Raw genomic sequence first — 12,898 nt, forward strand, 5'->3', positions numbered from 1 at the left:
CTCCCCGCCCCACAAAATCTTGCACATCCCCTGATGCTTGCATACCATCGAATCTCAATTCGATCACACCGCCCTGTATGAGTAACATCAAGACGAGCGCCCGAACAGTTGCCGCAGTCTTGCTCGTCCTGATGATGGGTCCGTTCTGCGCCAATATTGCCCGCGCCCAATCCTCCGCCAGCCCCGACCCCGCCCATCACGTCATCGAGATCAAGCTGGCCGATCTCAACGATGACAACCCCCTCATCGATTACCGCAAGGCTGTCCTCGAACTGGCGATGCGGGCGACCGGCAAGCGCTTCTCCATCAAGGGTTGCCAGGTGGCCGATGTGGCCACCTCCGACCAGCGTTACGTCCAGCTGATCCAGGCCGGCCAGTACTGCAACCTGATGACCACCTCTGCCGGCAGTTCCATGACCCGCGGGCTGGAAGGCATTCCCTTTCCGATCTACCTCGGCGGCGGTGGCTACCGTGTGCTGATGGCCAATGCCGCCAGCCTGCAGCGCGCCCGGGATATCCGTACTCTCGACGACCTGCGCAGGTTCCGCATCGGCTCCGGTATCGGCTGGACCGACACCCACATCATGCAGGCCAATGGCCTGGACGTTGTGCAGGGTAACTATCTCAATCTCTTCGAGATGCTCAAGGCCAGGCGCTTCGACTTCTATAACCGCTCGGTCTTCGAAGCAAGCGGCGAGCTGGAGACCTACGACCGCGACCACCAGCTGGCCATCGTGCCGGACCTGGTGCTGTACTACCCGGTGGACCTGTTCTTCTACACCACGCCGGGGCGCGACGATATCCGCGATGCCCTGCTCGACGGCCTGCGCAAGATCCATCGCAGCGGGGAGTTGGCTGAGCTGATCCGGCAGCATCGCTCCACGCGCCAGGCGCGGCAGTTACTGAAGTCGACGCATCCACGCGTCATCGTCCTCAACAATGATCGCCTCACGCCCCTGGAGCGCAAGGCCATCGAGACCTATCGCCTGGACTGGTTCAAATAAGCGGGCTTCGCCCTCGTCACGTTCTCTGCAAGACCATGAATACGAAACTCAATAGCCTCGGCGTCTATATCGCCATTGCCATGCTGGTGGCGCTGTGCCTGCCGGTGGTGCTGGCGCTGACCGTGCTCAACGGCGTGCGCGAAAAGCAGATCGGTATCGAGATGCAGGCACTGGTCAACGAAAAGGCGCAGACCATGCAGCACAGCCTGGTGCTGCCGGTGTGGAGCCTGGACAAGTCCGACATCAACGCCGTGCTGCAAGGGGCCATGCTCGATCCGCAGGTGGTGTCGGCCGAGATCACCGATCCCGATGAAAAGATCATCGCCCGCGTGGAAGACGGCCAGCGGCGCCTGGGCAACATCATCTCGCGCAGCGTACCGCTGGTGATGCAGCAGAACCATCAAAACGTGAGCCTGGGCAGCCTGCAGCTGATCGTGTCGGACTACCAGCTGCAACGCAAGCTGGCCGCTGACAAGAGCTTCCACACCCTGGTGCTGCTGGCGCAGGCGGTGGCTTCGCTGATCATCATCGGGCTGCTGGTCTATCGTCGCATCCTCCGGCCCATCGGCATGTTGACCGCAGCGACCGAGCGCATCGAGCGCGGCAGCTTCGATGAACGCATCGCCATCCCGCAGCAGGATGAAATCGGTCAGCTGGCGCGCCATATGGAATCGATGCAAAGCAGCCTGAAGGCGCTCTTCGATGAACAGGCGGCCATTCTCGGCAACATCCCGGCGGGGGTGCTGTTCGTGCGCGACGGCAGCATCGTCTTCGTCAACGAGGCCGCGCAGGCGTTGCTCGGCAGTGCGGACAGGAATCTCGTCGGCCAGCCCGCCGAAGAGGTCTTCGTCGAACCGGCCCAGCAGGCGGCCTACGTGGCGCAGGCGGTGGCCCGTTCCAGCGGGGCGGCCGGCGAGATCGTGCTGTTGCGCCGGGGTGATGGCGGCAGCTTCCCGGCCGAATTGCATACCTCGCTGATCGATCCGGCGCGGCCGGCGGACCAGATCTGGGTCGTCATCGATGTCAGTGCACGGCTGGATGCAGAGAACCGTATCGACCGCCTGGCCTTCTATGACCCGGTCACCCAGCTGCCCAACAAGACGCTCTTCATGGACCGCCTGCGACGCGGTCTGGCGCGGCGTCGCAGCAACGGTACGGCCGGGGCGGTCTTTGTGATGGAGATCAGTCGTGCCGATCTCTCCTATGGCGGCGCCAGTTCGGAGGAGATCGAGCAGCTGCTGGTCGAATGCGCGCGCCGCTTCTCCGGGTGTGTCACGCCCGAGCAGACCGTGGCACGCCTGGAGGGCGCGAAGTTCGCGCTGGGCAGCGAGATCCGGACCCAGGACCTGGACGAATGCCTCCGCTTCTGCGAGGCGCTGGCCCATCGCATCATCGCCACCTTCACCGATCCCCATGCCCTCGCCGCTGCGCGCTTCCCTTGCGCGGTCAACCTGGGTATCAATATCGTCCATGACGATCACCACGGCGCGGCCGAACTGCTGATGCAGGCCGAGCTGGCGATGGTGCAATCGCGCCTGGCCGGCCGCAATACCTTCCGCTTCTTCGACCCCGCGATGCAGGCGCTGGCCAACCAGCGCAGCCTGCTGGAAGCCGAACTGCGCCAGGCGGTCGCGCAGCGCCAGTTCATCGTGTATTACCAGCCGCAGGTGACCTATGAGGGTGAAGTGGTGGGCGCCGAGGCCTTGCTGCGCTGGAAGCATCCGGAAAAGGGCATCGTCGCGCCGGGTGGCTTCATCTCGGTGGCCGAAGACATGGGCCTGATGGAGCAGATCGGTCAGCAGGCATTGCACGCCATCTGTGGCGATCTGCAGGCCTGGCAGCGCCAGGGGCTGGCGCATGAGCTGGTGGTGGCGGTGAACGTGTCGGCGCAGGAATTCAAGGTGGACAATTTCGTGGGTCGCTTCCGCGAGATCATCGGCAAGTATCGCCTCCATAGCCATGCGCTGAAGGTGGAGTTGACCGAAAGCATGATGGTGGACCACGTCGAAGACGTGATCGCCAAGATGCAGATGCTGAGGTCCAGCGATATCTCGATCTCGCTGGATGATTTCGGGACCGGTTACTCGTCGTTGGCGTACCTCGGGCGCTTCCCCATCGACCAGATCAAGATCGACCAGAGCTTCGTACGTGAAATGGAGAAGGATGCGGCCATGGCCAGCATCGTGCGCAGCATCATCATGCTGGGCCAGAGCCTGAACCTGTCCATCATCGCCGAAGGGGTGGAGACGCAGCAGCAGCGCGACCTGCTGCATGCGCAAGGCTGTTCGCTGTACCAGGGCTACTGGTACGGCAAGCCCATGCCGGGCGAGCAATTCGTCGAACTGCTGACGACGCCGGATCGTTTCCGCTGATCCGCCTGGCAGGGCTGCCGCTGGACATCAGCGCCGGGCAGTCCGATAGCCAGGCAACCACTTCATCCAGCGCGGGCGGCGCGTCGTTGCGCCCGGGCGCTCAGCTTCGCCCTCCTCGTCCCTCCTATGCGCCATCCGATACAGCAGCGGCAGCACCAGCAGCGTCAATGCGGTGGAGGACAGGATGCCGCCGATCACCACCGTGGCCAGCGGACGCTGTACCTCGGCGCCGGTGCCGGTGGCCAGTGCCATCGGCACGAAGCCCAGTGACGCCACCAGGGCCGTCATCAGCACCGGGCGCAGGCGTGTCATGGCACCCTCGTGGATCGCCGCATCCAGGCTACGACCTTCCTCGCGCAGGCTGCGGATGAAGGAGATCATCACCAGCCCGTTGAGCACCGCCACGCCCGACAGCGCGATGAAGCCCACCGCTGCCGAGATCGACATCGGAATGCCGCGCGCGGCCAGCGCCAGGATGCCGCCGGTCAGCGCGAAGGGAATGCCGGTGAAGACCAGCAAGCCATCCTTGACGTTGTTGAACATCGCAAACAGCAGCACGAACACCATCAGCAACGCCACCGGGATGACGATCTGCAGACGTTGCGTGGCCGATTGCAGGTTCTCGAACTGGCCGCCCCAGGTGGTCCAGTAACCGGTGGGGATGCGCACCTCTGCCTGCAGCGCCTGTTCCGCATCGGCCACGAAGGAGCCCAGATCGCGGCCCCGCACGTTGGCGCTGACCACGATGCGGCGCTTGCCGTCTTCGCGGCTGACCTGGTTGGGGCCGGGGGCGATGTTGAGCGTCGCCACCTCGGCCAGCGGGACATAGCTGATGCGGTTGGCGCCCTCCTGCAGCGGCAGCGCGATGGGCAGGCGGCGCAGGGCGTCCAGATCGGCGCGGGCGGCCTCGGGCAGGCGCACCACGATGGCGAAGCGGCGGTCGCCCTGGAACAGCGTACCGGCCTGGCTGCCGCCGATGGCGGTGGCAATCGTGTCCTGCAGGTCGGACACGTTCAGGCCATAGCGCGCCAGTTTCTGGCGGTCGATGTCCACGCTCAGCATCGGCAGGCCGGTGGTCTGCTCCACCTTCACTTCGGTGGCGCCGCGGGTCCTCTGCAGCACGGCGGCGACCTTGGCGGCGGTGTCGTTGAGCACGCCCATGTCGTCGCCGAAGATCTTGACCGCGACATCGCTGCGCACGCCCGAGATCAGTTCGTTGAAGCGCAGCTGGATGGGCTGCGAGAACTCGTAGCTGTTGCCGGGGATGCGGGCCACGGCTTGCTGGATCGCCTCGCGCAGTTGTTCATGCGTCTTGCGTGGCTGCGGCCATTGCGACTCGGGCTTCAACATGATGTAGCCGTCGGAGATATTGGGCGGCATCGGGTCCGAAGCCACCTCGGCGGTGCCGGTACGGGCGAAGACGCGTTCGATCTCGGGGAATTGCCGCATCAGCGTCTTCTCGATCTGCTGCTGCATCTCCAGCGATTGCGACAGGCTGGTGCCGGGGATGCGCAAGGCCTGGATCGCCATGTCGCCCTCGTTCAGGCTGGGGACGAATTCAGTGCCCAGGCGCGTGGCCAACACCGCGCACACCACGATCAGCGCACCGGCAAAACTGAGCACCACCGGCTTGTTGTCCATGACGCGTACCAGCAGCGGCGCATAGAGCCGCTTGGCCCATTGCATCAGGATGTTCTCCTTCTCCGAGACGCGTTCGCCGATGAACAGGGCAATGGCCGCCGGGATGAAGGTCACCGACAGGATCATCGCGCCCAGCAGTGCCGCTACCACGGTGAAGGCCATGGGCGTGAACATCTTGCCTTCCACCCCGGTCAGCGCAAACATGGGCAGGTACACGATCATGATGATCAGTTGGCCGAACAGCAGCGGCCGGCGCGCCTCGCGGGCGGCGGCGAAGACCTCATGGAAGCGCTCGCTGCGCGTGAGCGGGCGGCCGTGGTGCTGCTGCGCATGGGCCAGGCGGCGTACGCAGTTTTCCACGATCACCACCGCGCCATCGATGATGATGCCGAAGTCCAGCGCGCCCAGGCTCAGCAGGTTGGCGCTGACCTTGTTGGAGACCATGCCGGTGAAGGTGAACAGCATGGCCAGTGGAATCACCATGGCCGTGATGATGGCGGCGCGGATGTTGCCGAGGAAGACGAACAGCACCGCAATCACCAGCAGCGCGCCTTCGATCAGGTTTTTCTTGACCGTGGCGATGGCCTTGTCCACCAGCACGGTGCGGTCATAGACGGTGATGGCCTCGACCCCGGCCGGCAGGTTGCGGTTGATTTCGCGCAGTTTCTTGTCCACCGCCTGCGAGACCGTGCGGCTGTTCTCGCCTATCAGCATGAAGACCGTGCCCAGGACCACTTCGCGCCCGTTCTCGGTGGCCGCACCGGTGCGCAATTCACGTCCCATGCCGACCTCGGCCACATCACGGATGCGAATGGGCACGCCGCGCACATTGGCCAGGATGATATTGCCGATGTCTTCCAGCGAGGCCACCTGGCCCGGTGCACGGATCAGGTATTGCTCGCCGCGCCGTTCGATGTAGCCGGCGCCGACATTGCTGTTGTTCTTTTCCAGGGCCTTGATGATGCTGTCCATGGTCATGCCATAGGAGGCCAGGCGTTCGGCCGAGGGGGCGACGTGGTATTCGCGGGCGTAGCCGCCGATGGTGTTGATCTCGGTCACCCCCGGCACCAGCCGCAGCTGCGGCTTGATGACCCAGTCCTGGATCTCGCGCAGGTCGGCTGCGCCATAGGGCGTGCCATCGGGTTTGCGGGCGTCCTCGCGGGCTTCCACGGTCCACAGGTAGATTTCACCGAGGCCGGTGGAGATCGGCCCCATGGCCGGATCGATGCCAGCGGGTAGCTGGCTCCTGGCCTGCTGGATGCGCTCGTTGACCAGTTGCCGCGCAAAGTAGATGTCGGTGCCGTCCTTGAAGATGACCGTTACCTGCGACAATCCGTAGCGCGACAGCGAGCGCACCTGTTCCAGTTGCGGCAGGCCCGACATGGCGGTTTCGATGGGGTAGCTGATGCGCTGCTCGGTTTCCAGTGGTGAGTAGCCGGGGGCGGCGGTGTTGATCTGCACCTGCACGTTGGTAATGTCGGGCACGGCGTCGATGGGCAGCTTCTGGTAGTTGTAGACCCCATAGGCCGCCATGCCCAGCACCGCCAGCAGGACCAGCCATCGATGCTCGATGGCGAAGCGAATGATGCGTTCAAACATGATCGTCGTCTTTCAGAATGGTGGGAGTGGCGTGGCGCGATGGTCGCGATCCACGTCAGTGGCTATGCTCGGCCGCGCCCTTGCCCAGCTCGGCCTTGATGGCGAAGCTGCCGCTGGCGGCGTACTGCTGCCCGGCTTGCAGGCCGGAGAGGATTTCCACCGACTTGCCGTCGCTGCGCCCGGTGCGCACTTCCTGCGCCTTGAAGCCATCGTCCACCCGCACGAAGACCACGCTCTTGTTGTCCACCGTCTGTATCGCTTCCGCATCCACGGCCAGTGCTACCTCGCTGGCCTCGGTCATCACATCGACGGTGACGAACAGGCCCGGACGCCAGCTCTCTTGCGGATTGGGCAAGACCACATGGGCCTTGGCGGTGCGGGTCTGCTCGCCGATCAGGGCGCCGACATAGGAAATGCGACCGGTAGCGTTGGCCTCGAAGGCGGTGGCGCGCACCACGGCGGCGCTGCCGACGCGGACCTGCTGCAAGTCCTTGGGCGAGACGATGATCTCGGCCCATACGCTGGAGAGGTCGGCGATGATGAAGGCGTTGGCATCCTCGCGTACGGCCTCGCCCAGGCCCAGGTGCTTCTCGACCACGGTGCCGTCGAAGGGGGCGCGGATCTCGTGCCGGTTGAGGGCGCCGCTACCGGTTCCGGTGACGCCGATGGCGCGCAGCTTCTGGCGTGCATTGCGCACGGCGACCTCGGCTTCCTGCAGCGACAGTTGCGCCTGCTGGTAGTCCTGTTCGGCCGAGATCTTCTGTTCCCACAGCTGTTTCTCGCGTTGCCAGGTGCTGCGTGCCAGACTCAGGCGCTGTTCGGCGTTGAGCAGTTCGGAACGCTGCTCGGAGACGGCGCTGCTGCTGATGACGGCCAGTAGCTGGCCCTTGCGCACCTTCTGGCCCAGCGTGGCGGAGACCGATTCGACCACGCCGGCGACCTGCGGCACCACATGCGCGGTGCGGTCTTCGTTGAAGCGAATCTCGCCCGGCAGTTGCAGCCCGCTTTCGATGTGCGCTGCGCCGACCTGCTTCAGGGCGATGCCGGCGGCAGTGATCTGTTCCTGGCTGAGGGCGACCTTTCCTTCTTCCTCGCCATGTCCTTCCTTGTCCTCGTCGTGGTCTTGATGGGCTCCGTGGTCGTCATGGGCTGGCTTGCCGTCGGACCCGGGTTTTTCCTGATGGTCATCCTCCTTGTGAGCGCCCTCTTCCTGATGCGTAGAGGCGGCTTCGGCGCCGCCCTGGCCCTTCATCAGGGTCCATCCGCACAGCAGCGCGGCGATGGCGATGATCGCGGCGATGGCGAGTTTCTGTTTGCTGGTCATGGTGGTTCTCATTGCAGGTTGAGGGTGGCGTCGCCGGCCAGGCGATCGAGTTCGGCGGCGGCCTGGAAGGCGGTCGACAGCGCCTTCCAGTACTGCGCCCTGGCCTGGAAGTAGGTGCGCTGGGCATCAAGCACATCGAGGAAGCCGAACTTGCCCAGCGTGAAGCCGGTGCGGGCGGCCAGATAGGCGCTCTGTGCGCCGGGGACGATGTCCTGGCGCAATGCCAGTGCTTCGGCCCGTGCATTGCGCAGGCGCTCGTAGGATTGCGCGGCGTCGTTCTGCATCTGCAGTTCGACCAGGGCCAGTTCGTCACGGGCCTTGTCGGTGCGCTTGATGGCTTCCAGTTCATTGCCGCGATTGCTGTCCAATACCGGGATGGGTAGCGAGAAGCCGACCACCCACATGTTGCGTGCGGCCTCTTCGTCGCGCTTGTTGCCCAGCGAGAGCGTCAGGTCGGGAACGCGCTTGCTGCTTTCGATGCGTGCCAGCGCGGCGCGCCGTTCCACCTCCAGCCGCGCCAGCTGCACCGCCGGCCCGTTGCCCACGCGTGCGGTCAGGTCGGCGATGGCCGGCAGCGGTGGCAGGGTATCGAGCGCGGTATCGGCCAGCACGAAGTCGGCCTGCCGGGCGTTCCACAGGCTGGCCAGCTGGCCGCGGGCGAGGGTGGCGTCACTCTCTGCCTGCTGGCGTTCCAGTTGGGCCGTGGAGAGTGCCAGTTGTGCCTTGGTCTGTTCTACCGGCGAGACCTTGCCGGCCTGTACGCGGCGTGCCGTCATGTCGGCAGCGGTCTGCGCCAGCTGCACCAGTTCGGCCGCCAGACGCTGGCGTTCACCGGCCAGCAAGGCGTCGTGATAGGCGCTGGTGACGCGGCTGCGCATCTGCTGGCGCAGGCTGGCGTATTCCAGCCTGGCCATGTCCAGCTGGCGCTGTGCAGCTTCGATGCGGGCGCTGCGCTTGCCACCCAGTTCAATGGGTTGGTTGATCTGGTAGGTGGTGGTGCGGCTGGCCTTGCGAGTGTCTTCCATGAGCGCAGAAAACTCCGGATTGGGGCGCGCGCCGGCTTGCATCAGGCTGCCTTCGACCGCTTCGATTTCCAGGCGGGCGGCCGACAAGGCCTTGTTGTGGGAGGCCGCCAGGTCCAGTGCGGCGGTCAGGGTCAGGACGGGCGCCGCGTCGGTGGATGGTGCCGAAAACGGGGCAGCAACTGGCGGCGTGGCTTGGGCCACGGCCAGGGCCGGCGCGAGCAGGGCAAGCGCCAGCATGGGGATATGCCGGTACATCGAATTCTCCAGTGGTGAAAAGGGGAATCCGGCGAGTGCAGAAAGAAGGGAAGCGTGCTCGCCGGGCTAGGCGGCGAGCGGCCAGTTGGGCTTGTCCGGCCCGTCGGCGATGTGGGAGTTGGGATGGGGCGCGATGGTGCTGAAAACGTCAAGCGTGCTGCCGGTCTGTTCAGCCATCGGCGCGCCCTGCCACTGCATCGATTTCATGCAGGACAGCTGGCAGACCGCGCAGGCCGCATCGGCGTCGCCCCCCTGCCCCGCGTTGCCGCGGCCGTCGGGGGAGGCTTCGTCGCCTGCTGGTGCAGCGGCATGTTCATGGTGACCGGGGTGGCCGGTGGGCGCGGCAGCGTGGTTTTCCTTTTCCGGCTGGCAATAGCTGGCCACTGCAGCCCACGAGAGCTGCAACGGCAACAACAAGGCCAGGAAAAGAATCAATGCACGCATGAAGGAGACGTGGGTTTGGCTACCGGCCCGGGACAGGCAGGTAGCCACGATGTGTCGCTGTCACCGTAGCCATAGTCACGGCTACAGCTACAGTTGCCGTTACCGCTGCGGTAACGACCGGCGCCGATTATGCCCCGTTGTAGAGGGACGAGTCAAAGGCCTGGTTCTGGGTGCTGCTGTCCTGCATGGAGGGCTTGGCGCCGGCGGTCTGCATCGGCTGGCCGAGTTCGGCCGCCTTCAGTTCGGCAACCACGTCGGCGCGGGTCTTGGTGCCCTGGTATTGCACCACCGGATAGTTGTTGCGGGCCGACAGGTTGGCCTGGTCGCGGGCTGCTTCGGTGGGGACGGTGGACTGGGCGAAGGCCGACAGGGAGAAAGCGCTGACCAGGGTACCGATGACGAGATGCGAGATTTTCATGATGAAGCTCCTTTGAAATGTGGTTCCACAAGGCCCTGTTCGATGCCCGCCCGGATGGGTGGCGTGCACCGGCCAGGGCCGACGCGATGACCAGTGGTGTGTCTGGCGTATCGTTGGAATGGATTCTAAGGAGCCGGTCCGCTCAGAAAGATTGCCCAGTCATTACAGATTTGTAATGAATGCCCGACGGGCCTGGTTCACAATATCGGCTTATCCGTCAGGAATCCGATCATGCATATCTTGTTGGTGGAAGACGAGCCCAAATCCGGCGACTATCTGCAGCGCGGGCTGACCGAGTCCGGCTTTGTCGTGGACTGGGTGCAGACCGGCGTGGATGGCCTGCACCATGCGCGCACGCTGGACTACAAGCTGATCATCCTGGATGTGATGCTGCCCGGCATGAACGGCTGGGACATCCTGCGCGAACTGCGGCGCAGCCACGATACACCGGTCCTGTTCCTGACCGCGCGCGACGAGGTGGAAGACCGCGTCAAGGGGCTGGAACTGGGCGCCGACGATTATCTGGTCAAGCCCTTTGCCTTCACCGAACTGCTGGCGCGGGTGCGCACCCTGCTGCGCCGTGGCCCCAGCCGCGAGGCCGATGTCATTGATTACGACGATGTCGTGGTCGATGTGGTCAGGCGCAAGGTGACGCGGGCCGGCCAGCGCATCGACCTCACCGCCAAGGAATTTGCGCTGCTGCACATGCTGATCCGGCGGCCGGGCGAAGTGCTGTCGCGCCCGCAGATCGCCTCCCAGGTGTGGGACATGAATTTCGACAGCGATACCAATGTGGTCGACGTTGCCGTGCGCCGCCTGCGTGCCAAGCTCGATGACGGTTTCGACAAGAAGCTGCTGCATACCGTCTGGGGCATGGGCTACGTCTTCGAGGCGCGCCAGTGAGCCAGCGCGCACCGGCCTCGATGAGCCTGCGGCTGGTGGTGCTGTTCGGGCTGCTGGCCTTGCTCATTTTCACGGCGGTGGGCAGCTATCTCTCGCATTCGCTGCATGTGCAGCTGGAGCGGCGCGACGATGAGGAACTGGCCGGCAAGTGCCGCTCCATCAATCATCTGGTCGAACATGCGGCGTCGCTGGACGACATCCTGGCGCGCCGTCATCTGGTACTCGATACCCTCTCCGGTCACGATCAACTGCTGGTGCGCATCGCCCGCGCCGACGGCAGTACGCTCATGGAAAGCCACGCCCCGTCCAGCGGCACGCCGGGTCTGGACCTCTCGCGCATCGACCTGCGCACCTGGGACAGTATCCAGTCGCTGCACATCGGCGATCTGCGCGCCCGCTATATCGCCAGCAAGCCCGTCACCCTCTCGGGGGAACAGGCGGTGGTGCTGGTGGTGCGCACCGCTTCGGACCGCATGCAGTTGCTGGCCGACTATCGCTCCGACGTATGGTGGGCGGCCAGCATCGGGACGGTCCTGGCGACCTTGCTTGGATTTTTCCTGGTGCGCAGCGGCTTGCGGCCCTTGCGCATGATGGCCCTGCAGACGCGCGCCATTTCCGCCAATCGTCTTGATACCCGGCTCGATCTGCAGGCCGCGCCGCGTGAACTGCACGAGATCGTGCAATCCTTCAATGAGATGCTGGACCGGCTGCATCGCAGCTTCCAGCAACTGAGCCAGTTTTCGGCCGATCTGGCGCACGACCTGCGTACGCCATTGAACAACCTGATGGTGCAGACCCAGGTGGCGTTGGGCAAGCCGCGCGGAATCGATGAATACCAGGCCCTGCTCAGTTCCAATATTGAGGAGTACGAGCGTCTGTCGCGGATGATGGAGAGCATGCTGTTTCTGGCCCGTGCCGAGAACGCCCATGTGGTGCTGCAGATTCAGGACCTCGATGTGGCCCAGGAATTGAATCGCATCGCCGAGTATTTCGAGGGCATCGCCGAAGACGCCCAGGTGGGCATCGCGGTCATCGGTCGCGGGCGCATCCAGGCCGACGTGATGTTGCTGCGGCGCGCCGTCGGCAATCTGGTGGCCAATGCCATCCGCTTTACGCCGGCGCAGGGCAGCATCACGATCGAAGCCAGCACCGTCGATGGTGCCACCGTCATTGCGGTGTCCAACCCCGGCCCGGGCATCCAGGCCGACCTGCTGGAGCGCATCTTTGATCGCTTCTATCGGGCCGATCCCTCACGCAGCAGCGCCAGCGGCTCCAGCGGACTGGGACTGGCGATCGTGCGGTCGATCATGGTGTTGCATGGTGGCCAGGCGGGTGCGAGCAGCATGCCGGGCCGTCAGACGGTGTTCACCCTGCGCTTTCCCATGGCGCAGGCAGGTTCGTCAGGTAAGGCCTGAAGGCCAGGGGCATCGGCCGGACCGGGGTCTCAGCGGGAATCCTCGCTGGGCAGTGCCAGCAGGGTATGCCGCATGAGATCGGGCAATTCCATCTCCAGGGCGATGGCGAGGGCTTCCATGTTGTCCACGGAGATATTGCGATCTCCGCGTTCAACCTCGCTCAGGTAGGTGCGACTGATGTCAGCCCGGAATGCCAGTTCTTCTTGTGACATCTCTTTAAGCCGGCGAACTCTGCGAACGTTTTGTCCGAAGATGATGCGGGCGCTTGGTGGAGTCTCTGTATTTTTCATGTGCGCAAGGATCGGGCGGCTAGGGGTGACGGTCGATTAGCTACAATTACAAACGCACAAACTATCCGTGACAAATACTTATACCTGCGAATCTCTCGCGGAATAATCGAAAAATAACGAGATTGTTATCGTAGTTTGGTTGAGTATTTCTTCGAAAAAGCTCTAGTTTTTCTTCGAAATATTCAGAACTTTCGCTGTTGATTGTTGC

The 12,898-nt window shown here is 64.1% G+C and carries 10 protein-coding genes; 4 read left to right on the plus strand and 6 right to left on the minus strand.

Annotation, left to right across the window (positions count from 1 at the left end; translation table 11 throughout):
* The first annotated feature begins 131 nt into the window (after nucleotides 1-131).
* Entirely contained in the window at nucleotides 132-1,004 is an 873-nt protein-coding gene (locus HBH1_RS21735; protein ID WP_233207671.1) for a type 2 periplasmic-binding domain-containing protein, read from the plus strand.
* A 35-nt stretch (nucleotides 1,005-1,039) separates the two neighbouring features.
* Entirely contained in the window at nucleotides 1,040-3,376 is a 2,337-nt protein-coding gene (locus HBH1_RS21740) for a putative bifunctional diguanylate cyclase/phosphodiesterase (RefSeq protein WP_102664334.1), read from the plus strand.
* 27 nt (nucleotides 3,377-3,403) lie between these two features.
* Here the strand turns inward: HBH1_RS21740 and HBH1_RS21745 are convergent, their stop codons facing one another.
* The 5 genes from HBH1_RS21745 to HBH1_RS21765 all read right to left on the minus strand — a co-directional run bounded on the left by HBH1_RS21745 (nucleotide 3,404) and on the right by HBH1_RS21765 (nucleotide 10,082).
* Complete coding sequence (locus tag HBH1_RS21745; protein WP_102664335.1) at nucleotides 3,404-6,616, minus strand: CusA/CzcA family heavy metal efflux RND transporter; 3,213 nt, start codon at nucleotides 6,614-6,616, stop codon at nucleotides 3,404-3,406.
* Between the two features lie 55 nt (nucleotides 6,617-6,671).
* Entirely contained in the window at nucleotides 6,672-7,940 is a 1,269-nt protein-coding gene (locus HBH1_RS21750; protein ID WP_102664336.1) for an efflux RND transporter periplasmic adaptor subunit, read from the minus strand.
* An 8-nt stretch (nucleotides 7,941-7,948) separates the two neighbouring features.
* Nucleotides 7,949-9,220 (minus strand): TolC family protein, encoded by a 1,272-nt coding sequence (locus tag HBH1_RS21755; protein WP_102664337.1) that lies wholly within the window; start codon nucleotides 9,218-9,220, stop codon nucleotides 7,949-7,951.
* Nucleotides 9,221-9,286: 66 nt separating this feature from the next.
* Entirely contained in the window at nucleotides 9,287-9,664 is a 378-nt protein-coding gene (locus HBH1_RS21760; RefSeq protein ID WP_102664338.1) for a cobalt transporter, read from the minus strand.
* A gap of 127 nt (nucleotides 9,665-9,791) precedes the next feature.
* Nucleotides 9,792-10,082, minus strand: a complete 291-nt coding sequence (locus HBH1_RS21765; RefSeq protein WP_102664339.1) for a DUF4148 domain-containing protein — start codon at nucleotides 10,080-10,082, stop codon at nucleotides 9,792-9,794.
* A gap of 231 nt (nucleotides 10,083-10,313) precedes the next feature.
* On the opposite strand from HBH1_RS21765, the gene HBH1_RS21770 reads away from it, so the two are divergent.
* Together HBH1_RS21770 and HBH1_RS21775 are read left to right on the plus strand one after the other, a co-directional pair.
* Complete coding sequence (locus tag HBH1_RS21770; RefSeq protein WP_006463462.1) at nucleotides 10,314-10,985, plus strand: heavy metal response regulator transcription factor; 672 nt, start codon at nucleotides 10,314-10,316, stop codon at nucleotides 10,983-10,985.
* Nucleotides 10,982-12,400 (plus strand): heavy metal sensor histidine kinase, encoded by a 1,419-nt coding sequence (locus tag HBH1_RS21775; protein ID WP_199181637.1) that lies wholly within the window; start codon nucleotides 10,982-10,984, stop codon nucleotides 12,398-12,400. Before HBH1_RS21770 ends, HBH1_RS21775 begins: the two co-directional genes overlap by 4 nt.
* 29 nt (nucleotides 12,401-12,429) lie before the next feature.
* Here the strand turns inward: HBH1_RS21775 and HBH1_RS21780 are convergent, their stop codons facing one another.
* Nucleotides 12,430-12,690, minus strand: a complete 261-nt coding sequence (locus HBH1_RS21780; protein ID WP_077236492.1) for a helix-turn-helix domain-containing protein — start codon at nucleotides 12,688-12,690, stop codon at nucleotides 12,430-12,432.
* Between the last annotated feature and the right edge of the window lie 208 nt (nucleotides 12,691-12,898).

The sequence above is a fragment of the Herbaspirillum sp. BH-1 genome, from assembly GCF_002870055.1.
Taxonomy (GTDB): domain Bacteria; phylum Pseudomonadota; class Gammaproteobacteria; order Burkholderiales; family Burkholderiaceae_D; genus Herbaspirillum; species Herbaspirillum frisingense.